General features: G+C 65.1%; 17 protein-coding genes. 10 read left to right on the top strand and 7 right to left on the bottom strand.

Annotated elements, in window-relative coordinates; translation table 11 throughout:
- Positions 1-6 precede the first annotated feature (6 nt).
- From nuoL to NGK62_RS03625, 5 genes are all read left to right on the top strand, one after another.
- Complete coding sequence (gene nuoL, locus NGK62_RS03645) at positions 7-2,043, top strand: NADH-quinone oxidoreductase subunit L (RefSeq protein ID WP_059374943.1); 2,037 nt, start codon at positions 7-9, stop codon at positions 2,041-2,043.
- Positions 2,040-3,542 carry an NADH-quinone oxidoreductase subunit M gene (locus NGK62_RS03640; protein ID WP_059374942.1) on the top strand — a complete coding sequence of 501 codons (1,503 nt, stop codon included), beginning with the start codon at positions 2,040-2,042 and terminating at the stop codon, positions 3,540-3,542. Before nuoL ends, NGK62_RS03640 begins: the two co-directional genes overlap by 4 nt.
- Positions 3,543-3,551: 9 nt before the next feature.
- Positions 3,552-5,036 (top strand): NADH-quinone oxidoreductase subunit NuoN, encoded by a 1,485-nt coding sequence (gene nuoN / locus NGK62_RS03635; protein WP_042796786.1) that lies wholly within the window; start codon positions 3,552-3,554, stop codon positions 5,034-5,036.
- A gap of 15 nt (positions 5,037-5,051) precedes the next feature.
- Positions 5,052-5,381: a DUF2818 family protein gene (locus NGK62_RS03630; protein WP_054450498.1), complete on the top strand. Its 330-nt coding sequence runs from the start codon at positions 5,052-5,054 to the stop codon at positions 5,379-5,381.
- A 334-nt stretch (positions 5,382-5,715) separates the two neighbouring features.
- Positions 5,716-7,992: a TonB-dependent receptor gene (locus NGK62_RS03625; RefSeq protein WP_251877455.1), complete on the top strand. Its 2,277-nt coding sequence runs from the start codon at positions 5,716-5,718 to the stop codon at positions 7,990-7,992.
- Between the two features lie 88 nt (positions 7,993-8,080).
- On the opposite strand, the gene serB is transcribed toward NGK62_RS03625, so the two are convergent.
- Entirely contained in the window at positions 8,081-8,938 is an 858-nt protein-coding gene (gene serB / locus NGK62_RS03620) for a phosphoserine phosphatase SerB (RefSeq protein WP_059374940.1), read from the bottom strand.
- Positions 8,939-8,960: 22 nt separating this feature from the next.
- Positions 8,961-12,443 (bottom strand): transcription-repair coupling factor, encoded by a 3,483-nt coding sequence (gene mfd, locus NGK62_RS03615; protein ID WP_251877453.1) that lies wholly within the window; start codon positions 12,441-12,443, stop codon positions 8,961-8,963.
- A 29-nt stretch (positions 12,444-12,472) separates the two neighbouring features.
- Here mfd and ispD point away from each other — a divergent pair, with 29 nt between their 5' ends.
- The 3 genes from ispD to NGK62_RS03600 all read left to right on the top strand — a co-directional run bounded on the left by ispD (position 12,473) and on the right by NGK62_RS03600 (position 15,877).
- The gene (ispD, locus tag NGK62_RS03610; RefSeq protein WP_059374938.1) at positions 12,473-13,156 is read left to right on the top strand and encodes a 2-C-methyl-D-erythritol 4-phosphate cytidylyltransferase; all 684 of its coding nucleotides are present in this window, start codon (positions 12,473-12,475) and stop codon (positions 13,154-13,156) included.
- On the top strand, positions 13,153-13,644 hold the full coding sequence (gene ispF, locus NGK62_RS03605; RefSeq protein ID WP_059374937.1) for a 2-C-methyl-D-erythritol 2,4-cyclodiphosphate synthase: 492 nt from the start codon (positions 13,153-13,155) through the stop codon (positions 13,642-13,644). Before ispD ends, ispF begins: the two co-directional genes overlap by 4 nt.
- Before the next feature lie 145 nt (positions 13,645-13,789).
- Entirely contained in the window at positions 13,790-15,877 is a 2,088-nt protein-coding gene (locus tag NGK62_RS03600) for a DUF4344 domain-containing metallopeptidase (RefSeq protein WP_251877451.1), read from the top strand.
- 75 nt (positions 15,878-15,952) lie between these two features.
- On the opposite strand, the gene NGK62_RS03595 is transcribed toward NGK62_RS03600, so the two are convergent.
- From NGK62_RS03595 to risA, 4 genes are all read right to left on the bottom strand, one after another.
- Positions 15,953-16,471, bottom strand: coding sequence for a carboxymuconolactone decarboxylase family protein (locus NGK62_RS03595; protein WP_042796792.1), 519 nt, complete (start codon positions 16,469-16,471; stop codon positions 15,953-15,955).
- A gap of 74 nt (positions 16,472-16,545) precedes the next feature.
- Positions 16,546-17,094, bottom strand: a complete 549-nt coding sequence (locus NGK62_RS03590; RefSeq protein WP_006389231.1) for a peroxiredoxin — start codon at positions 17,092-17,094, stop codon at positions 16,546-16,548.
- A 55-nt stretch (positions 17,095-17,149) separates the two neighbouring features.
- A complete protein-coding gene (risS, locus tag NGK62_RS03585) occupies positions 17,150-18,544 on the bottom strand; it encodes a sensor histidine kinase RisS (RefSeq protein WP_059374934.1) in 1,395 nt (464 codons plus the stop codon).
- A 34-nt stretch (positions 18,545-18,578) separates the two neighbouring features.
- Positions 18,579-19,313, bottom strand: coding sequence for a response regulator transcription factor RisA (risA, locus tag NGK62_RS03580; protein WP_013392162.1), 735 nt, complete (start codon positions 19,311-19,313; stop codon positions 18,579-18,581).
- A gap of 142 nt (positions 19,314-19,455) precedes the next feature.
- On the opposite strand from risA, the gene tsaB reads away from it, so the two are divergent.
- Both tsaB and NGK62_RS03570 read left to right on the top strand, forming a co-directional pair.
- The gene (gene tsaB, locus NGK62_RS03575) at positions 19,456-20,706 is read left to right on the top strand and encodes a tRNA (adenosine(37)-N6)-threonylcarbamoyltransferase complex dimerization subunit type 1 TsaB (protein WP_118931873.1); all 1,251 of its coding nucleotides are present in this window, start codon (positions 19,456-19,458) and stop codon (positions 20,704-20,706) included.
- On the top strand, positions 20,703-21,686 hold the full coding sequence (locus NGK62_RS03570) for a uracil-DNA glycosylase (protein ID WP_251877449.1): 984 nt from the start codon (positions 20,703-20,705) through the stop codon (positions 21,684-21,686). Before tsaB ends, NGK62_RS03570 begins: the two co-directional genes overlap by 4 nt.
- Before the next feature lie 75 nt (positions 21,687-21,761).
- Here NGK62_RS03570 and lplT read toward each other — a convergent pair whose 3' ends face one another.
- Entirely contained in the window at positions 21,762-23,075 is a 1,314-nt protein-coding gene (lplT, locus tag NGK62_RS03565; protein ID WP_059374923.1) for a lysophospholipid transporter LplT, read from the bottom strand.
- Positions 23,076-23,080: the final 5 nt, after the last annotated feature.

Here is a 23,080-nt window from a genome sequence, read left to right as displayed (position 1 = left end):
AAGAAAATGTCTAGCTCACCCAATCTCTACTTGCTCATCGCGCTGGCTCCGCTGGCCGGGGCAATTCTCGCGGGCCTCTTCGGCACCGGGTTCCTGGGCCGTCCCATCGGCCGCCGCGCTTCGCACATGATCACCATCCTGGGCGTGCTCATCTCCACCATCGGTTCGGTGGTGGTGCTGAACGACGTGCTCAATGGCTTGCGCTTCGACGGCGCGGTCTACACCTGGAGCCTGATCGGCCAGACCAAGCTGGAAATCGGCTTCCTGATCGATCCGCTGTCGGCCATGATGATGGTCGTGGTGACTTCGGTGTCGCTGATGGTGCACATCTACACCATCGGCTACATGGCGGATGACCCCGGCTACCAGCGCTTCTTCTCGTACATCTCGCTGTTCACGTTCTCCATGCTGATGCTGGTGATGTCGAACAACATGGTGCAGCTGTTCTTCGGCTGGGAAGCGGTGGGCCTGGTGTCGTACCTGCTGATCGGCTTCTGGTACACCCGTCCCACGGCGATCTTCGCCAACATGAAGGCGTTCCTGATCAACCGCGTCGGCGACTTCGGCTTCGTGCTCGGCATCGGCCTGCTGTTCGCTTACGCCGGCACCATGCACTACGGCGAAGTCTTCGCCCAGGCCGACAAGCTGGCCACGCTGACGCTGCCCGGTTCCGACTGGATGCTGCTGACCGTCGCCTGCATCTGCCTGTTCATCGGCGCCATGGGCAAATCGGCCCAGGTTCCGCTGCACGCCTGGCTGCCTGACTCGATGGAAGGCCCGACCCCGATCTCCGCGCTGATCCACGCCGCCACCATGGTGACGGCCGGCATCTTCATGGTCGCGCGTTTCTCGCCGCTGTTCGAACTGTCCGACGTGGCGCTGTCCTTCATCATCGTGATCGGCGCCATCGGCGCGCTGTTCCTGGGCATCCTGGGCATCATCCAGAACGACATCAAGCGCGTGGTCGCGTACTCCACGCTGTCGCAGCTGGGTTACATGACGGTCGCGCTCGGCGCCTCGGCTTACTCGGTCGCGATCTTCCACCTGATGACGCACGCGTTCTTCAAGGCGCTGCTGTTCCTGGGCGCGGGCTCCGTGATCATCGGCATGCACCATGACCAGGACATCCGCAACATGGGCGGCCTGCGCAAGTACATGCCCATCACCTGGATCACCTTCCTGCTGGGCACGCTGGCCCTGGTCGGCACGCCGTTCTTCTCGGGCTTCTACTCGAAGGAACACATCATCGAGGCCGCCGGCGCCGCCAATGTCTGGGGCGCGAACTTCGCGTACTACTCGACCCTGATCGGCGTGTTCGTGACCTCGCTGTACTCGTTCCGCGTGTACTTCCTGGTCTTCCACGGCAAGGAACGCTTCGATACCACCGGTCACGGCCATGGTCACGACGACCATCACCACGCCGCCGACGTCGACCATGAGCCGGACGGCCATGGCCATCACGGCACGCCGCACGAGTCGCCCTGGGTGGTCACGCTGCCGCTGGTGCTGCTGGCGATCCCGTCGGTCATCATCGGCGCCCTGGTGGTCGATCCGATGCTGTTCGGCAAGTTCTTCGACGGCGTGATCAAGGTCCTGCCGCAGCATCCTGCGATGCACGAGCTGCACGAAGAGTGGCACGGTTGGGTGGCCTTCGGCCTGCACGCCTTCCAGACGGTTCCGTTCTGGCTGGTCGTGGCTGGCGCCGTCACCGCCTGGTACTGCTATCTGATCAACCCGAAGGTTCCGGCCAAGATCCAATCCAGCCTGTCCGGCATCAACAAGGTGCTCGAGAACAAGTACTACGTGGATTGGGTCAACGAGCAGATCATCGCCCGCGGCCTGCGCTGCCTGGGCCGTGGCCTGTGGCAGACCGGTGACCGCGGCATCATCGACGGCCTGCTGATCAACGGCAGCGCCCGTGTGGTGGGCTGGGTGGCAGCGGTCAGCCGTCACCTGCAGTCCGGCTTCATCTATCACTACGCGTTCGCGATGATCATCGGCATCATGGCGCTGGTGACTTTCTTTGTGCTGATTCCCCAATGATGGCAAGCGAGATGGCATCCAACACTTTCCCCTGGCTCACGCTTGCGATCTTTGTCCCGATCGTATTCGGCCTGCTGGTGCTGGCGGTGGGCCGTGACGACCGTCCCGGCCTGACGCGCGGCCTGTCGCTCGTCGGCTCAATCGCCGGTTTCCTCGTCACGATCCCGCTGTACACCGGTTTCGACTCCACCACGGCCAAGATGCAGTTCGTGGAGAAGACCTCCTGGATCGAGGCCTTCAACGTCAATTACCACCTGGGCATCGACGGCATCTCGATGTGGTTCGTGCTCCTGACCGCCTTCATCACCATCATCGTGGTGCTGGCCGGCTGGGAAGTCATCACCAGCCGCGTGTCCCAGTACATGGCCGCCTTCCTGATCCTGTCGGGTCTGATGGTGGGCGTGTTCTGCGCGCTGGACGGCATGCTGTTCTACGTGTTCTTCGAAGCCACGCTGATCCCGATGTACATCATCATCGGCGTCTGGGGCGGCCCGAACCGCGTGTACGCGGCGTTCAAGTTCTTCCTGTACACGCTGATGGGCTCGCTGCTGACGCTGGTCGCCTTCGTGTACCTGTGGAACGTGTCGGGCGGTTCGTTCGACATCCTGACCTGGCAGCAGACCAAGCTGGGCTACACCCCGCAGATCCTGATCTTCGTGGCTTTGCTGGCGGCCTTTGCCGTCAAGGTGCCGATGTGGCCGGTCCACACGTGGTTGCCCGACGCTCACGTCGAAGCTCCCACGGGCGGCTCGATCGTGCTGGCCGCGATCATGCTGAAGCTGGGCGCCTACGGTTTCCTGCGCTTCTCGCTGCCGATCGCGCCTGACGCCTCGCACAGCCTGGCCGGCATGATGATCACGCTGTCGCTGATCGCCGTGATCTACATCGGCCTGGTCGCGATCGTCCAGGACGACATGAAAAAGCTGGTGGCGTATTCGTCCGTCGCTCACATGGGCTTCGTGACGCTGGGCTTCTTCATCTTCAACACGGCCGGCGTCGAAGGCGCCATCGTGCAGATGATCTCGCACGGCTTCGTGTCGGGCGCCATGTTCATGTGTATCGGCGTGCTCTATGACCGCATGCACTCGCGCCGCATCGCCGACTACGGCGGCGTGGTCAACGTCATGCCGCGTTTCGCCACCTTCTTCATCCTGTTCTCGATGGCCAACAGCGGCCTGCCGGCCACCAGCGGTTTCGTCGGCGAGTTCATGGTGATCATGGGCGCGGTCGAGCACAACTTCTGGATCGGCCTGCTGGCGGCGACCGCCCTGATCCTGGGCGCTTCGTATTCGCTGTGGATGGTCAAGCGCGTGGTCCTGGGCGACGTCGCCAACGACCACGTGCGTGAACTGACCGATATCAACCGCCGCGAGTTTGTGATTCTTGGCGTGATGGCGATCGCCGTGTTGTACATGGGGATCTATCCCAAGCCCTTTACCGACGTGATGCACGTTTCGGTGGAGGCCCTGCTGCAACACGTTGCCGTCTCGAAACTGTAAGACAAGACAATGATGCAATCCCAAATCGATTTCGCCCTGGCGACACCGGAAATCCTCCTGCTGGTTTTCGGCCTGGCTATCCTGCTCGTCGACGCGGTCAGCAATCACCCCGAGCGCAAGCCGACGTTTCTGCTGACCATGCTTGCATTGGGCGTGCTGACCGTCGTGTCGGCCCTGCAATGGAAGAACGGCGTTGTTGGTTCGACCTTCAACGGCCTGTACGTCACCGACGAACTGTCGCATCTGCTCAAGATCGCGTCCTACATCGCCGTGGCCGCGACCCTGGTCTATGGCCGTGTCTACGCGCAAGTGCGCGACATGATGCGCGGCGGCGAACTCTACGTCCTGACGCTGTTCGCCCTGCTGGGCCAGATGGTCATGATCTCCTCCGGGAACCTGATCTCCATCTACCTGGGCCTGGAGCTGATGTCGCTGGCGCTGTACGCGCTGATCGCGCTGCGCCGCGACAACGTCGTCGCCACCGAAGCCGCCATGAAGTACTTCGTGCTGGGCGCGCTGGCCTCGGGCTTCCTGCTGTACGGCATGTCCATGATCTACGGCGCCACCGGCCACCTGGATCTGGCTGAAGTGTCCAAGGTCATCGCCGCGGGCAAGGCCGAGAAGCTGGCCCTGGTGTTCGGCATCGTGTTCCTGGTGTCGGGCCTGGCGTTCAAGCTCGGCGCCGTGCCGTTCCATATGTGGGTTCCGGACGTCTACCAGGGTTCGCCCACCGCCGTCACCCTGATCCTGGGTGGCGCGCCCAAGCTGGCCGCCTTCGCCATCACGCTGCGCCTGCTGGTCGATGGCCTGCACGGCCTGGCCGCCGACTGGCAGCCGATGCTGATGATCCTGGCGGTGCTGTCGCTGGCCATCGGCAACCTGACGGCCATCGCGCAGACCAACTTCAAGCGCATGCTGGCCTATTCGACCATCTCGCACATGGGCTTCGTGCTGCTGGGCCTGATGTCGGGTTCGGTCGCGGGCAAGCCGGAACTGTCGTCGGCCGCCTACGGCGCCTCGCTGTTCTACATGCTGACCTACGTGCTGACCACGCTGGCCAGCTTCGGCATCGTGCTGCTGCTGTCGCGCCAAGGTTTCGAGTGCGAGCACATCGACGACCTGAAGGGCCTGAACCGCCGCAGCCCGTGGCATGCCGCCATCGTGCTGCTGCTGATGTTCTCGCTGGCCGGCATTCCGCCGCTGGTGGGCTTCTACGCCAAGCTGGCCGTGCTGCAGGCGCTGGTCAGCGCAGGCCACGTGACCCTGGCCGTGATCGCCGTGCTGTTCTCGCTGATCGGCGCGTTCTACTACCTGCGCGTGGTCAAGGTCGTGTACTTCGACGAGCCGGCCGCCGATGCCGCGCCGATGGTCGCCACCTGCGGCCAGCGCGGCGTGCTGTCGGTCAACGGCGCCCTGATCCTGATCCTGGGCATCCTGCCGGGCGGCCTGATGGCCCTGTGCGTGCAGGCAATCCGCAGCTCGCTCAGCCTGTAAACGGAAAACGGGGCCATGAACCAGACTCTGGCGGTATGGCTGTTGATCGCGCTGGCCCTGGTCAGCGCGAATCTCCCGTTCCTGACGGAGCGGGTCTTCGCTGTCATGCCCTGGAAGCAGGGCGGGGTGGCGGCAGTCAAACCGTTCTGGATGCGCCTGATCGAAGTGCTGGTGTTCTACGCCATCGTCGGTGCGCTCGGTTTCGCGTTCGAATCCACGCTGGGCAACCGCTTTTCCCAGACCTGGGAGTTCTACGCGATCACGCTGAGCCTGTATCTGGTGCTGGCGTATCCGGGGTTTGTGTACCGGTACCTGTTCAAGCGGCACCCGCGCCTGCGCACCTGAAGGCAGCCTGGTTCATGCATGAAAAACGCCCTGTGGGGCGTTTTTTTTCGTGGGTGCATGAAACCGGCTTAGCCTGTGCCTTTTGAGCTTGCTGATGCCTTTCCTTGCCCATTCGCGGGTATTCGGGAGGGCGGAGCTACTCAGCGTCTTGCACTAGCGGATACCCGGCGGGAGCCCTCCGAAGACCTGTGGGGGATAACCCGCTTATGGTGTTGTTTTTTCATCTTTTGGATGAGTTTGGGTCTTTCATTCAGGTTTCATTCAGCCGCACAGTTCAGAATCGCAAACGTTAAAAAAACAAGAATCGTTGCTATTTACATTCGGAGAAGCTGGTTTGAAGCCCCAAGATACGTATTCGCTGAATACGCTCACTACCTCCCTGGCCGCCGCGATCGCGGCTCCCGCGCTGTTCATCAGTCCGTACGCCGCCGCCCAATCCGCGGATTCGGGCGTGACGCAACTTGCGCCCGTGCGCGTGGAGGGTGAGGGGTCGTCGTACCAGACCTCCACGGCGCAGTCGCCCAAGTTCACGGCCCCCTTGCTGGACACCCCGCGCACGGTGCAGGTCGTGCCAAAGCAGGTGATCCAGGACCAGGCTGCGTCCACGCTGCAGGACGTCCTGCGCAATTCGCCCGGCATCACGTTCGGCGCGGGCGAGGGCGGTCGCCCAGGCGGCGACCTGCCGATCATCCGCGGCCAGAATTCCGCCGGCAGCATTTTCCTGGACGGCATTCGCGATTCCAGCACGCAGGTGCGCGACACCTTCAACCTGGAGCAGGTCGAAGTCATCAAGGGGCCGGACTCGGTCTATTCCGGCCGCGGCGGCGCGGGCGGCAGCATCAACATGGTCAGCAAGACGCCCAAGGCCACCGACTTCACGGAAGCCACGGCGCAGATCGGCACGGACAGCAACTACCGTGCGACCATCGACAGCAATTGGCGCCTGGCCGACAAGGCCGCGTTCCGCCTGAACGTCATGGGCAACAAGGGTGACGCGCCCGGCCGTGACGACGCGGTGGACTTCGAGCGTTGGGGCGTGGCGCCCTCGCTGACCTTGGGCGTGGGTACGCCGACGCGCATCACGCTGAGCTACTACCACTACCAAGACGACAGCATGCCGGATTACTCCATCCCGTATGACCCGAAAACGGGCCAGCCGGTGACGGAGACCATGGGTGTAAGCCGCAAGAGCTTCTATGGCTTGAAGGGCCGCGATTTCATGAAGACCCGCGACGACGTCGCTACCGTGGACTTCCAGCACGACTTCTCCGACAAGCTGCAACTGCGCAACGTGACGCGCTATGGCCGCGGCACCACCGATTTTGCGGCGACCAACCCCGACGACAGCAAGGGCAACGTTCCGAATGGCCTGGTGTACCGGGCGCTCAAGTCGGGCTACTACGTCACCAAGAGCTTCGCCAACCAGACCAACCTGACGGGCGAATTCGATACCGGCAGCCTGAAGCACTCGTTCGACCTGGGCTTCGAGTACAGCAACATCAAGCAGGACAAGGACAGCTACACCGAGTCGGGCGTTCCCGCTGGAACGAGCGGCTGCGTGACTGGCACCGCCAACGGCAAGAATACCTACGCCAATCCGGCGCTTTGCGCCTCGTTGTGGGATCCGGACCCGGGCACCTACTATCCTGGACATCTGCAACGGAACAACAATCCGGCGCGCTACAACACGGATACGGTCGCGCTCTACGGCTTCGACACGATCAAGTTCAACGAGCAATGGCAAGCCAGCCTGGGCCTGCGTTGGGACAATTACCGTACCAGCGGCAGCAACATCGCCAAGGGCCGCAATGACCCGGCCAGCACGCCGGCGTTCTACAGTACCAGCCGCGAGGACAACCTCTTTAACTACCAGGTTGGCTTGGCATACAAGCCCGCGCCCAACGGCACCATCTACGCCACTTACGGAACTTCGTCCACGCCGTCCGCCATCGCCTCCAGCGCGATCAGCGATGCCGTGTCGGTCACAAACCAGTCGCTGGAGCCTGAGAAGAGCCGTACGGTCGAACTGGGCACGAAGTGGCAGGTGTTCGATGATCGCCTGACGTTGTCGGCGGCGGCTTTCCAGGACATTCGCAAGAACACCAGCGTCGCGGTCTCGGCCACCGAGACCGCGCAGGTCGGCGAGGCCAAGGTGCGCGGCATCGAACTGGGCTTCTCGGGCAGCATCACGCCCAAGTGGAACGTGTTCGGCGGCTACACCTTCATGGACAGCGAAATGACCAAGGGCGCCTACAACAGCGGCGCCGTGGGCCAGGACCTGCCCAACACGCCGCGCAATGCCTTCAGCCTGTGGACCACCTACAAGGTGCTGCCCAAGCTGACGGTCGGCGGCGGCGCCTACTACGTGGACAAGGTGTACGGCAATTCGGACGCGACCAAGAACGCCGACGGCACGCCCAAGGCGCGCTGGGTGCCTTCCTACTGGCGCTTCGACGCCATGGCCGCGTACGAATTCAACGACCATATGTCGGCGCAGTTGAATGTGCTGAATATTTTCGACGAAACCTACTACACCAAGGCCTATGCGGCGCACTACGCGGCGCTGGGCACGGGCCGGGCGGCGCTGCTCTCGCTGCGCGTGCGGTACTGATACGCCGCTGCAATGAAAAAGCCACCGCGAGGTGGCTTTTTTCATGCTCGCCCGCCGGCTGCAGGCACAGGCGCCGGGCGTGACGCGTTCAGCTCTCGAACCAGTTCAGCACCCCGTCCAGTCCCGACACATTCAGCGCGTAGCGCGTCTGCTGACGCACCAGCGGCTTGGCGTGGTAGGCGACGGGGAAGCCGGCGATGCCCAGCATCTTCAGGTCGTTGGCGCCGTCGCCCATGGCGATGATCTGCTCCTGGGAGGCGCCGTGCTGGCGGGCGAACTCGCGCAGGTGGGCTTCCTTGGCGTCGGCGTCGAGGATGTCGCCCAGGACCTTGCCGGTCAGCACGCCGTTGGCGATTTCCAGGGTGTTGGCGTGCGCGCTGTCCAGGTTCAGGCGCTGGCGCAGGCGTTCGGTGAAGAAGGTGAAGCCGCCGGAGACCAGCAGCACCTTGATGCCGGCGGCCTGGGCGGTGGAAATCAGGCGTTCGGCGCCGGGATTCAGGCGCAGCTTTTCCGTATAGACCTGTTCCAGCGCATCGGCCGGCACGCCTTCGAGCAGGGCGACGCGGCGGCGCAGGCTTTCGGAGAAGTCCTTGATCTCGCCGCGCATCGCGGCCTCGGTGATTTCGGAGACCTTGTCCTTCAGGCCCGCCACGCCGGCGATCTCGTCGATGCATTCGATGTTGATCAGCGTGGAGTCCATGTCCATGGCCAGCACCTTGCATCCCGACAGCTTCAGGCCGGCGGACAGGAAGGCGGTGTCGACGCCGTGGCGTTCGGCCCAGCCGACGACCTCGGCGCGGGTGGCATCGTCGTGTTGTACGTCGAGCAGGCGGGCGGCGGTGGCGCTGATGCGTGCGACGCCTTGCGCCTGGGCCAGGGCTGCCAGCTGTTCGGCGTGTTCCACGGTCAGGCCGGGGGATTGGACGACAAGGTGATGGGTAGTCATAAAAATCAGTGTGGTTTGACGGTTACTTCAAGGCGCGCAGCACGGCGCGCACGGCGTCGGCGCGGGCCGGAATCTGCGCGGCCTTGATCTCAACCCGCAATTTATCCTGTCCCGCCAGTTTGATGTGACGCTGGCGCTGCACGAGTTCGATGATCTTGCCGGGATCGACCGAGGTCTTGGGGCCGAATTGCAGCAGCGCCTGGGTTTCGCTGGCGTCGATCTTGACGATGCCCAGGGGCTGGGCGGCCAGGCGCAGGCGGTGCGTGGCGAGCAGCGTCTGCGCGGCCTCGGGCAGCTTGCCGAAGCGGTCGATCAGTTCTTCCTGGATGTGGATCAGGTCGTCTTCGTCCGCGGCGTGCGCCAGGCGCTTGTAGATGCCCAGGCGCGCATGGACGTCGGCGCAATAGTCGGACGGCAGCAGCGCCGGGGCGTGCAGGTTGACTTCGCAGGCCAGGTTGAAGGGCGCGTCCAGGTCGGGTTCTTCGCCGGCGCGCAGTGCGCGCACGGCTTCGTTGAGCATCTCGTTGTACATCGAGAAGCCCACTTCCTGGATGTTGCCGGACTGCGAATCGCCCAGCACTTCGCCCGTGCCGCGGATCTCCAGGTCATGCATGGCCAGGTAGAAGCCCGAACCCAGCTCTTCCATGGTCTGGATGGCTTCCAGGCGCTTCTTGGCGTTGTTGGTGATGGCGTCCTCGCCGGGCGTCAGCAGGTAGGCGTAGGCCTGGTGGTGCGAGCGCCCGACCCGGCCGCGCAGCTGGTGCAGTTGGGCCAGCCCGAAGCGGTCGGCGCGGTGGATCACAATGGTGTTGGCACTGGGCACGTCGATGCCGGTTTCGATGATGGTGGTGCACAACAGCACGTTGTAGCGCTGCTGGTAGAAGCCCTTCATCACCTGTTCCAGCTCGCGCTCGGGCATCTGGCCATGGGCCACGGCGATGCGGGCCTCGGGCACCAGTTCTTCCAGGCGGGCGCGGCGGTTGTGGATGGTCTCGACTTCGTTGTGCAGGAAATAGCACTGGCCGCCGCGCTTGAGTTCGCGCAAGAGCGCTTCGCGCAGGGTGCTGCCGTCCTCGCGCCGCACGAAGGTCTTGATGGCCAGGCGCTTTTGCGGCGCGGTGGCGATGACGGAGAAGTCGCGGATGCCTTCCAGCGACATGCCCAGCGTGCGCGGAATGGGCGTGGCGGTCAGCGTCAGCACGTCGACCTCGGCGCGCAGCGCTTTCAAGGCTTCCTTCTGGCGCACGCCGAAGCGGTGTTCCTCGTCGATGATGACCAGGCCCAGGCGCTTGAATTTCACGTCCTTGGACAGGATCTTGTGGGTGCCGATGACGATGTCCACGCGGCCGTCGTTGATGCCTTCGATGGCGGCGGAAACTTCCTTGGCCGAGCGGAAGCGCGACAGCTCCACGACCTTCACGGGCCAGTCGGCGAAGCGGTCGGAGAAGGTCTGCGCATGTTGTTCGGCCAGCAGCGTGGTGGGGCAGAGCAGGGCGACCTGCTTGCCGTTGGCCACGGCCAGGAAGGCGGCGCGCAGCGCGACCTCGGTCTTGCCGAAGCCCACGTCGCCGCAGACCAGGCGGTCCATGGGGCGGCCGGAGGTCATGTCGGCGATGACGGCCTCGATGGCGGCGGCCTGGTCGGCTGTTTCCTCGAAGCCGAAGCCCTCGGCGAAGGCCTGGTAGTCGTTGAGCGGCAGGTTGAAGGCGTAGCCTTCGCGGGCGGCGCGCTGGGCGTACAGCGCCAGCAGCTCGGCGGCGGTGTCGCGGACCTGGCGGGCGGCCTTGCGGCGCGCCTTGTCCCATTGGCCGGAGCCCAGCTGGTGCAGGGGCGCGGCTTCCGGATCGGCGCCGCTGTAGCGGGCGATCACGTGCAGCTGCGACACCGGCACGTACAGCGTGCTGCCGTTGGCGTACTCCAGATGCAGGAATTCCATCCCGCCTTCGCCCATGTCCATGTTGACCAGGCCGTGGTAGCGGCCGATGCCGTGCTGCGCATGGACCACGGGGTCGCCTGCACGCAGCTCGGACAGGTCGCGCACCATGGCTTCGACGTTGCTGGCGCGTTCCTGGTCGCGCTTGCCGCGGCGGCCGGTGGTGGCCAGGCCCGGGTACAGGTCGTTTTCGGTGAGGAAGGCCAGATTGGCCTGGGGCAGCCCGAAGCCGGTGGACAGCGGCGCGGCGACGATGCCGAAATGGGCGTCCGAGGCGAGGAAGGCTTCGATGGTGTCGGGCTGTGCGTCCGGTGTGACGCCGAACTCGTTGAGCATCTGCACCAGGGTCTCGCGCCGGCCGGCGGAGTCGGCGCACAGCAGCACGCGTGTCTGGCCGGCCTGCACCAGCGCGCGCAGCTTGGCGATGGGATCTTCAGAACGCCGCGCCACGCTCACATCAGGCGCCGCGCGGAAGTCCGGGTGCGGCTGGCCGGCGGTCAGCGACAGGCGACGGAAGTCCTTCAGCCGCGCGTAGAGCGTCTCGTTGTCCAGGAACAGTTCGGACGGCGGCAGCACCGGCCGTTCGCGGTCGCTCTTGAGGAAGCCGTAGCGGCTGGAGGTGTCCTGGTTGAAGCGCTGGATGGCGTCGTCGATGTCGCCTACGGTGACGGTGACCGTGCCTTGCGTCAGGTAGTCGAACAGGGTCGCCGTTTCCTCGAAGAAGAGCGGCAGGTAGTACTCGACGCCGGCGAACGGAATGCCGTTGCCGATGTCCTTGTAAGGCAAGGCGCGCGAAGGATCGCCTTCGAAGACTTCACGGAAGCGCGCCCGGAAGCGGTTGCGCGCGTCTTCGTCCATCGGGAATTCGCGGCCGGGCAGCAGCTGCACTTCGCGCACCGGGTACAGGCTGCGCTGCGTGTCCACGTCGAAGCTGCGGATGGTCTCGATCTCGTCGTCGAACAGGTCCAGGCGGTAGGGCACCACCGAGCCCATGGGGAACAGGTCGATCAGGCCGCCGCGCAGGCAGAACTCGCCGGGCGCCGTCACCTGGGTGACGTGGTTGTAGTTGGCCAGGGTCAGCTGGGCGCGCAGCGCGGCTTCGTTGAGCTTGTCCTTCTGCTTGAAGGAAAAGGTGTAGGCCGCAAGGAAAGAGGGCGGCGCCAGCCGGTACAGCGCCGTGGTGATCGGCACGGTCAGCACGTCCACCGACTTGGTCATCAGCGAGTGCAGCGTGTGCAGGCGTTCCGAAATCAGGTCCTGGTGCGGCGAGAAGGCGTCGTAGGGCAGCGTTTCCCAGTCGGGCAACTGGCGCACCCGCAGGTCCGGGGCGAACAGCTGGATTTCCTCGGCCAGGCGCTGGGCCTCGACCGGCTCGGCGGTCAGGATGACCAGCGGCGCCGAGGCCTGCCGCGCCAGATCCGCCAGCAGCCAGGCATCGCCGGACCCTGGCGGGCGCGGCTGCGCATAGCGCGCGCCGGCCTTCAGCGCGGACAGAGTGGGGGCCGTGGCGGGGACGGGAGGCGCGAAGGTAGCGGGGGCGGAGGGGGCTGGCATCAGGCTGGAAGCAGGCATCAAGCGGAAGATTATAAAATCACCGCACCATGTCTGCCTCCCTCATTGCAATCGTGCCCGCTGCGGGCGTAGGGGCCCGCGCCAGCCGGCCCGGGCATGAAACCGTGCCTAAGCAATACCGTCCGCTGTCTGGACAGCCCATGCTGCGCCACGCGGTATGCGCGTTGCTGGCCGATGAACGCATCTCGCAGGTGCGGGTGGCCGTGACGCCCGGCGACGGCTGGGTGGATGCGGCGCTGGCCGGCCTGCCGCGCACCGTGTGGCGCGCCTGCGGCGGCGCGACGCGTGCGGATACCGTGGCGGGTGCGCTGGCCGACAGCGGCGTGGCCGACGATACCTGGGTGCTGGTGCACGATGCTGCGCGCCCTGGGCTGCCTGCGGCCGCGCTGGGCCGGCTGATCGACGCCTGCCTGGCGGACCCCGTGGGCGGCCTGTTGGCGCTGCCCGTGGCGGACACCGTCAAGGGCGGCCACGAGCGCGTGGAGCGCACGCTGGACCGCAACGGCCTGTGGCTGGCGCAGACCCCGCAGATGTTCCGGGCCGGCGTGCTGCGCGATGCGCTGACGGCGGCCTCCGTGAGCGGCGCGGCCGTCACCGACGAGGCCTCGGCCATCGAGGCGGCAGGTTACGCGCCGCTGCTGGTGCCCGGCGCCATGCGCAATTTCAAGGTGACATGGCCGGACGATTTCGAACTGATGGAAAAATGGCTATGAGTATTCCTTTCCGCGTCGGCCAGGGTTTCGACGTGCATGCGCTGGTCGAGGGGCGCCCGTTGATCATCGGCGGCGTCACGATCCCCCACACGCATGGCCTGCTGGGGCATTCGGACGCGGACGTGCTGCTGCACGCCATTACCGACGCGCTGCTGGGCGCCGCCGGCCTGGGCGATATCGGCCGGCACTTTCCGGATACCGACCCGGCCTTCAAGGGCGCCGACAGCCGCGTGCTGCTGCGCGAGGCCATGGCGCGCGTGCGCGCCGCGGGCTGGACGCCAGTGAACATCGACGCCACGCTGCACGCGCAGGCGCCCAAGATCGGTCCGCACGCGCCGGCCATGGTGAAGAACATCGCCGCGGATACCGGGCTGGCCGAGACCGAGGTCAACATCAAGGCCAAGACCAACGAGGGCCTGGGGTACCTGGGCCGCAAGGAAGGCATCGCGGCGACGGTGGTGGCCTTGCTGGCGCGCGCGGCTTCCTAGCTCGCGCGAGGGTTCCGCGGCACCACGGCCGAATGCGCTTTTCCGCTGTTCATTTAGTTTGGATACATCTTTAACAAATGAATAAGCGGGTCGAATTGATCTGGCATATTCTGCGCTACTTCAATTCGACTACTGAGACATTCGGATGCATTTACGTGGCATCGCCCTGGCTTCCATCTTCAGCGCGGTAAGCCTGCCCGCGCATGCGCAGTACGAGCAGCAGTTGGGCCCGCTGGCCGGTGCGGTCAAGCAGCAGATGCTGGAGGGCTGGACCGCTGGCGTGCAGGATGGATGGTTCACCCTGCACAACGCGAACAAGGCCGACAGCGAACAGACCCTGTACATGAATGTCGGGCCGGCGCCGGAATCGGGCCGGGTGACCGACGTCAATGTGGTCGTCAAGTCTCCGAATCCGAAAGCGTCCATCGGCGTGGCGCTGAGCAACCGCGCCAACAAGAGCCTGTGCCTGCTCGAACTCACGGCCGACAAGAACACACTGCTGTTCTGTCTGCAGGGGCAGAACCGCCGTGACATCGCGTCGCTGCCCAACATTGCGAAGCTGGACGGTTCCGACCGCATCAGAGTGGTCGAGCTGCCGGGCGCGGCCCGTTTCATCGTCAACGGCCAGCAGATCGGCGATGTCAGCAATGAGCCCGCCACGGGTTCTGAACTGGGCATCATGGCCTACGACGTAGGTACCTTCGGCGTCGCCGACTTCAAGATCACGATGACTGGCGGCCAATCCGGCGCGGCGCCGGCGGCTGCCGGGACCTTGCCCGCGCGCGGCGGCAACGCAGGCGGCGGCACGGCGCAAAAGCCCCAGGCGCAGGCTCCGGCCGCTGGACAGGGCGGCGGCGACTACAACCCGGCCTTGCCGGGGGAAGGCCCCTATCCGCGCTTTGGCGGCGACACCATGCGCATCGTGTCGGTGTACATCGGCATCATGCGCAGCATCTTCATGCACGAGTTCGGGCACGCCCTGATCGGCGAGCTGGAGCTGCCCTCGACGGGGGCGGAAGAGGACGCGGTCGACATCTACTCGGCGCTGCAGATCGTCGAGCCGACCATGTATCCGTCGGACAACAAGGAAGTGAACACCATGGCGCAGGACGCGGCAAAGTACGCGGCCTTGCAGTGGTACTACAGCGGCAAGGTGGCCGAGCGCAGGGGAGCCGACGCCTCCTCGGCCTGGCAAGACGAGCACACTGGCGACCTGAAGCGTTTTCGCAACATGCTCTGCATCATGTACGGCGGCAACCCCGCCGTGTTCGAGTCCATTGCCAAACACGTCGGGCTGGAGGACCGGACCCGGGCGCGTTGCGCGGATGAATTCAACAAGCAGAACCGCGCCTGGAACAAGATCCTGGCGCCTCACACGCGCGTGGGCACCTGGACGCCCGAAGGCCAGCAGCCGGCGAATGCGCCCGGCGCGCCGGTGAAGGTGGTGTTCCAGCCGTCCAAGCGCAAGATCGGCAACTTGTTTGCGAACAATCTGTCCGAAGCGATCTCGAACAACATCAAGCTGCTGGGCGAGCGCTACGTGCTGCCGCGCCCGGTCAACGTGGTGTTCAAGGACTGCGGCCAGCTCAATGCCTGGTACAGCCCGCGCGAAGGCTCGATCACCATGTGCTACGAACTGATCGAAAACATCGCGGTGATGATTTCCGACATCGAGATGGGCACCGTGGGCGGCGAGGTCGCGGCCCAGGGTGGCGGCGCCCCAGGCTCGGCCGCGCCGCGTCAGCAGCCGGCGCCGGGGCAGGGCCTGCCTGCCAGCGCCATCGACGAGCTGAAGGACTTTGGCGTGCCCGCCACGACCATGCTGTTCACCGCGCCGTACAAGGGGCCGACGCCCAACAAGATCTACCGGGCCCAGGTGATCACGACTGCCGACCTGGTCGGGATGATCAAGAAAGACAAGAATCTCCTGATCGTCGACACCAGCGGGCTGCGCGACACGGTGCCCATCGGTTATCCGCTGACAGATGCGGGTTCGGACGGCAGCGTCACGGATCACCTGCAGCAAGGCTTCGACGCCTGGCTGTTGAAGAACAACGGTGGCGATCGCAAGGCGCCCGTCGTGATCCTGGGCGCCGGCATGAACGATCGTTCCGCCTACAACGCGGCGTTGCGCGCCGGCACATTGGGCTGGACCGTGTACTGGTACCGCGGCGGCGTTGAGGCCTGGGTCGCCAACGGCCTGCCGACCACGTCGAGCATGCCGAAGAAATAAGCGATCGACAGCCCTGCATAAGAAAACCCGCCTGCGGCATGCGCCGCAGGCGGGTTTTTTATTGCGCGAGGCCGTTTACTTGCCTTGGGCAGCCAGCGCCAGGGCGGCGGCGTTGACCACGGCGGCAATGCGGCCGGCGTCGCGCAGCTGTTCGGTCGACAGGCCGTCGTTCTTCAGGTTCTCGTAGTGCGAGGCCACGCAGAAATGGCACTTGCCGATGATGGAGGCCACCAGCGCGAACAGTTCGAAGCGCTTCTTTTCGACGCCGCCGTGGGTGGCGTAGGCGTTCATGCGCAACTGGGCCGGCAGGCTCTTCAGTTGGGCGTCGCCGGTCATTTCGACGTAGGGATACCAGGTGTTGTTCATGCCCATGAGGGCAGAGGCCGTCAGCGCGGCGTTGGCGTCGCCTTCCGACAGGCCGCTCTTGAAGGCTTCGACCAGCACCGGGCTGCGCGCGGCATAGGCGGCGGACAGGGCGGCGCCGACGGCATCTTCGGGAGCCAGGGTTGAGCGGGCGATCACGGCGTCCAGATTCAGGCGGATGTCCTTGGCCCAATCCGGCAGTTGTTCCTTAATGGTCGTAAGAAATTCCATAGCTTTTACCTATAATCTAGAGCAGTTAAAGCCCAGCGCAGGACCCGCAATCGGGTCCCGGGCCGGGCTGGAAATTACAGCGTGGCGCCGCCAACCGTACGGTTGCACGGGCACAGCTCGTCGGTTTGCAGGCCGTCGAGCAGACGCAGAACTTCTTCCGGGTTACGGCCGACGTTCAGGTTGTTCACCGAAACGTGCTGGATCGTGTTGTCCGGATCAACGATGAAGGTGGCGCGCAGGGCAACGCCAGCACCCTTTTCACGCACGCCCAGCTGGTCGATCAGGGCGCCGGTGGTGTCGCCGAACTGGTAGTGACCCAGCTTGTTGAGGTCCGGGTGCTCACGGCGCCAGGCCAGCTTGACGAATTCGTTGTCGCTCGAACCGCCCAGCAGGACGGCGTCGCGGTCTTCGAAATCCTTGGCCAGCTTGTTGAAGCCGACGATTTCGGTCGGGCAAACAAACGTGAAGTCTTTCGGGTAGAAGTAGATGACCTTCCACTTGCCGGGGAACGAGCTTTCGGTGATGTCTTCAAACGCCGACACGCCGTTTTCTTCGTGCTGGTTGAAGCCGGGCTTGACGCCGGTGACCTTGAAGGGTTCGAGTTTGTCGCCAACAGTTTTCATGTTTACTCCCAGTTGTTGGTGGAATTAAGGCTGCGCCTCAAACCTTAATTCTACGCTATGGATTTTCGTTGTCTAATTGATAATTCCTAAACTTCGCTTTGGGCAACTCTATCCTTGCGGTCAGGCCGCCGCCCTCGCGCGGCAGCATGCGCAGCGAGCCGCCCACGTGCTTGAGCAGGCGTTCGACGATGGCCAGGCCGAGACCCGCGCCGCTGACGCCAGTGCGTGCCGCCTCGCCGCGCGAGAACGGCCGCAGCAGGCGGTCGACGTCTTCCGGCGCGATGCCGGGACCGCGGTCGGACACCTCGATCACGATCATGGAGCCTTCAGCTTGCAGTGTCATGACGAGATGCGCCATGCCGTCGGCGGAACGGCCGTAGCGTCGCGCATTCTCGATCAGGTTGCTGACGATGCGCTTGAGGTCCAGCGCCGTGATGCGGGCGCGCAGGCCCGGTTCCAGCGTGGCGTCCAGCTCCCCGCCCAGGGATGCGGTATGGCTGCGTTCGCGTTCGTAGAGCTCGGCCAGCACCGCGGAGATGTCCGTGGCCAACTGCGGCAAGGTGCCGGCGGGGCGCGCGTACTCCATCAATTGGCCGATGCTGTGGTCGATCTGGCCCAGGTCTTCGTCGATGGCCTGGCGGGCGTCCTCGGACACGCCGCTCAACTCGATCTCGAGTCGCATGCGCGCAAGCGGCGTGCGCAGGTCGTGCGAGATCCCCGCGAGCATCAGCTCGCGGTCGGCCTCCGCCTGTCTCAGGTCCTTGGCCATGCGGTTGAACGAGGCGTTCAGGTCGCGGATCTCCAGCGGTCCCTGCTCGGGCAGGGCAGCGGGGGTTTCGCCCCGCGACAGCACCTGGGCGGCCCGGGCCAGCCGCGATAGCGGCCGGTTGACGAAGCCCACGCTGACCGCGGCGCCCACCAGCGACAGCAATAGCGCCGTGGCGCCCCAGCCCAGCCATTCGATCCCGCCCGTCAGGCCGATCTGCTCGCGCTCGAACACCAGCCAGTAAAGGTCTTTCTCTATCTGGAAACTGACCCAGAAGCCGGGCACCTGGTTGACGCCCCAGGCAATCTGCGTTTCCGGGCCGAAGCGCGTGCGGATGTGCTGGGCAACGCGTTGCCAGTAATCGTCGTCGGGGAGGGCTTCGGCGAAGTCGGTGACTTCGCGCGGATAGACCTGGATGCCTTCGTTGGTGGCCAAGTCCAGCAGCAGCTTGCTGCGCTCGTCGTTATGCGAGTAGATCAGCGCGGTGCGCGTGATATTGACGGCCGTGATCACCCGCTGCGCCATTTGATTGGCGCGCGGTCCCAGCTCCATGCTGAAAAATACTTGTAGCCACGCGCCCAGGCTGACGAGCATCAGCGCGGCGAGCAACAGGAACGTGCGGCCGAACAAGCCGAGCCGCAAACGTGATGTCAGGTTCCTGAAGGTTCTGCGCAAGCGGGGCACGAGGCTGCGCTCCTGCCCGGGGCGGGCGAGTCGGTCAGCTACCACCGTCCGGCACAAACACGTATCCGAGACCCCAGACGGTCTGGATGAATACGGGCTTGGACGGATTCGGTTCGATCAGCTTGCGCAGGCGCGAGATCTGCACGTCCAGGCTGCGATCGAAGGCTTCGTATTCGCGGCCGCGCGCCAGTTCCATGAGCTTGTCTCGCGACAGCGGGATCTTGGGATGGCGTGCGAACACCTTCAGCACCGAGAATTCGCCGGTGGTGATGGGCACCTGTTCGCCGTTGCGCGTGAGCGTGCGGGTGGACAGGTTCAGCGTGTAGGGGCCGAAGGCGATGGACTCGTTTTCCTGGCTGGGGGCGCCGGGGTGTTCCTCGGTGCCGCGGCGGCGCAGGATCGCGTTGATCCGCGCCAGCAGTTCCCGGGGGTTGAACGGCTTGGACAGGTAGTCGTCCGCACCCATTTCCAGGCCGACGATGCGGTCGATTTCTTCCGCCTTGGCCGTCAGCATGATGATGGGGGTATTGTCGTGACCACCGCGCAGCCGGCGACAGATGGACAGGCCATCTTCTCCAGGCAGCATCAGATCCAGCACGAGCAGGTCGAAATGCTCGCGTTGCCAGAGTTTGCCCATCTCTTTGGCGTCTTCGGCAACGAAAACGTTGAATCCCTGTTCGGATAAGTACCGACGCAGCAAATCGCGCAAGCGCGGATCATCGTCGACGACGAGGATTTTTCGGGTGGGGGTGGTGTTTTGCGTATTCATGGCCGGAAATGTAACAGTGGCAAGAACCAGCGGCTAGTGGGCGTTCACAAGATATTACACATTGCGAACCATGGTTGAAATCCCCCTCGCATCCCCCTGATAACCGGGGGCGGAGTCGCGGTATTTCGTACAATCTGCATCTATGGAACTAAACCTGCTGGCTTTGGAAACTTCTTCGTCCCGTTGCGGCGTGGCTCTGTTGCGGGCGGTCGATGGCCGCCTGGAGGTCAGCGTCAGGGAACATGAAGGCTCCCAGGAGCACGCGGAACGGCTCCTGCCCATGGCCAACGAGTTGCTGGCGGCGTCCGGACTGGCGCCAGCCGCCTTGCACGCGGTGGCTTTTGGCCAGGGTCCGGGCGGATTCACCGGCCTGCGGGTGGCCTGCGGAGTGGCGCAAGGCATGGGCCTCGGCCTGGGCATCCCCGTTGTTCCCATTGTCTCTCATCAGGCGGTCGCCGCACAGGTGGAGACCACCCCGGCGGGCGCGATCGTGGTGGCGCTGGACGCCCGCATGAACGAGGTCTATCTGGCCGTCTACCGCCAGGCGAACATTTCAGATGGCGAAATCTCTTGGGAAGTCCTGCAGGCGCCCTTGCTGATCGCGGCGGCCGAAGTCGTGCCATGGACCGCCCATCACCTGCCGGCCTGGTCGGCGCGCGCGGGCCTGCCGCTGGAACCGGTATTGGCCGGCGATGCCTGGGATGCCTACGCGTCCGAAATGGAATATCCCGGCGCCTGGCGCCGCGCGGACGCCAGGCGCCCGGAAGCGGCCAGCGTCGCCCGTTTGGGGCGGCAGGGCTGGTTGCGGGGCGAGGCCGTGGCGCCCGAGCTGGCCGCGCCGCTCTACGTGCGCGACAAGGTGGCATTCACCACGGCCGAGCGCATGCGCGGCGAAGGCGGTAATCCGAAAGCCCGGCCTTCGCTGGTTCCATCGGTGCCTCAACCGATGACCGACGCCGACCTGGACGAGGTCGTGGCGCTGGAGGCGCACGTGCAGGCCTTCCCCTGGACGCGCGGCAATTTCGCGGACGCCCTGGCGGCAGGCTACGGCGCCTGGGCGCTGCGGCGCGAAGGCAAGCTGGCGGGGTTTTGCGTGCTCATGTTCGCGCCCGACGTGGCGCACCTGCTGGTGATCGCGGTGGCCAAACCGTTGCACCGCCAGGGCCTGGGCGGCTTGCTGCTGGACTGGTGCGAGCAGCAGGCGCGCGAACGCGGCATGGAGGGCGTGCTGCTGGAGGTGCGCCCCTCCAATGAGTCGGCCATCAGTTTCTACAAACGGCACGGGTATCTGCAAATCGGCGTGCGCCGAGGCTATTACCCGGCCGAGAAAGGCGGCAGGGAAGATGCCCTGGTCATGCAGAAGCGCTTTGCGGCGGATGGAGCGGCTGCATGAGCCAGCCCAACGCAGCGCCGCCGCCGGCCGCGCCCCGGGTCAATCCGCTGCAGCGCATCTGGTTGCGCGAGATCGGCATGGAGCGGCTGTGGCTGCGTCCGGCCCCTGCGCCCAGCAGGCCGACGGCCGAGACGCAAGTCCTTGTTTCGACGCCGGTTTTGCCGGCTGCGGCGCAGATTCCCGTAGCTGAGGCGCCGATTGCGCCGCAGCCCGTTGCGGCTGTCGCGCCGGTCGCTGCCGTCCCGGCGCGCGAGGCAGCGCCCGCCGCCGTAGCGGCGCCTGCGGAACCGGTTCCCGGTCGTGCCGGAATACCGGCGTCGATCCTGAACCGCAAAGGCCCGCCGCCGCCTCCAGCTCCCAAGGCCGAGGCCGAGGCAGCGCTTCCGCCGCCCGTGCCGGTGGCAGAAGCGATCCGGAACTCCACGCTGGAAGAAATGCACGATCAGGTCGTGGCCTGTTCCGCCTGCGGGCTGTGCAAGGGCCGCCGCAACGCGGTCTTCGGTCACGGCGGCCAGCCCACGCGCTGGCTGGTGGTGGGCGAGGCGCCTGGCGAGCAAGAGGACCGGCAAGGGCAGCCCTTCGTGGGCCGCTCGGGCCAGTTGCTGGACGCCATGCTGTCGTCGGTGTCCATGAGCCGCGAGCGCGACGTGTTCATCACCAACGTCATCAAGTGCCGGCCGCCTGGCAATCGCAATCCCAAGCCCGAGGAAATCGCGGCCTGCAGTCCCTACCTGATGCGCCAGATCGCGCTGCTCAAGCCGGAGCGGATCCTGGTGCTGGGCCGTTTCGCGGCCCAGACGCTGCTGGGCACGGACGCGACCATCGGCAGCCTGCGCGGCCGTATCCACCAGTTGAAGACCGACGAAGGGCGGGAGATTCCGGTGGTTGTCAGCTACCACCCCGCCTACCTGCTGCGCAGCCCCAGCGAGAAGGCGCGCGCCTGGCAGGACCTGCGCCTGGCCGTGGCGCAATTGGCCTGAGCCTGGCTCCATGGTCGTGGGGCAAAGAAAAACCGGGCGCAAGCCCGGTTTTTTCATTGCAGCGGAATTGCGCGCCTAGTGCGTGGAGTCCAGCGCGCGCCCATGGCCTTCCTGGCCGATCTGGTCGTGCAGTTCGGGATTGGCCTGCAGGTTGCGCTTGCTCCAGCGCATGAAGACCACCATCAGCACCGCGACCACAGTGCCGAAGATCACGATGATGATGTTGATGGGCAGCTGCAGCCACAGCAGCAGCGTGTACATGGCCACCATCAGCAGGATGTTGAGCTGTTCGTTGAAGTTCTGCACGGCGATGGAGTGGCCGGCCGACAGCAGCACGTGGCCGCGGTGCTGCAGCAGCGCGTTCATCGGCACCACGAAGAAGCCGGCCAGGCCGCCCGTGATCAGCAGCAGCAGGTAGACGCTCCAGGGCGAGTAGACCAGCGGCATCAGCAGCACGACCAGGCCCATGGCGGCGCCGACCGGCAACACGGCCAGCGCGCGGCGCAGCGGAATGCGGCCCGCCAGGATGGAGCCGACGACGGTGCCCAGCGCGGCCACGCCCATCAGCATCGAGGCCTTGTCCAGTTGGTATCCGAGGTGGCTGCGGCCCCATTCGATGACGATCAGCTGCAGCGTGGCGCCCGCGCCCCAGAACAGGGTGGTGACGGCCAGCGAGATCTGGCCCAGCTTGTCTTTCCACAGTACACGGACGTAGCCCCAGAAGGTGCGGATGAGCCGCACCGGGTTCTTTTGCTGCGGCGGGTAGCGCACGTGGGTGTGCGGAATCAGCAGGTTGCACAGCGCCGCCAGCAGGTACACGAAGGCGATGACCAGGATCGCGGCCTCGGCCGGGGTGTGGACCAGCTTGCCGATGAAGGAGTGGCTGAGCAGGGCGGTGGAAACGGAGGACGAGATCAGCAGGCCGCCCAGCACCGTGCCCAGGATGATGGAGAAGACGGTCAGGCCCTCGATCCAGCTATTGCCCTTGACCAGCATGGCCGGGGGCAGCATTTCCGTGACGATGCCGTACTTGGCGGGGGAGTAGGCCGCGGCGCCGATGCCGACGATGCCGTAGGCCGCGCAGACCAGGTAGGTCTGGTACTCGGGGGCGACGCCGATGCTGGCATACGAGAACATCAGCATGCAGCCGGTCACTTTCAGGGCATTGGTGGAGAACATCACGCGGCCCTTGGGGAAGGAGTCCGCCAGCGCCCCGACAAAGGCGGCCAGCACCACGTAAGCCAGCGCGAACGACCACTTCATCATGGGCGCCATCCAGTCCGGCCCATGCAGTTCCTGTATCAAGGCGATGGCTGCGATGAACAGCGCGTTGTCCGCCAATGACGAGAAGGCCTGCGCGGCCATGACCAGATAGAAACCACGTTTCAAGAATG

The sequence above is a fragment of the Achromobacter sp. Marseille-Q4954 genome (genome assembly GCF_943737025.1).
In the GTDB taxonomy this organism is placed as follows: domain Bacteria; phylum Pseudomonadota; class Gammaproteobacteria; order Burkholderiales; family Burkholderiaceae_B; genus Achromobacter; species Achromobacter bronchisepticus_A.
This window is presented reverse-complemented; position numbering and strand designations above follow the sequence as displayed.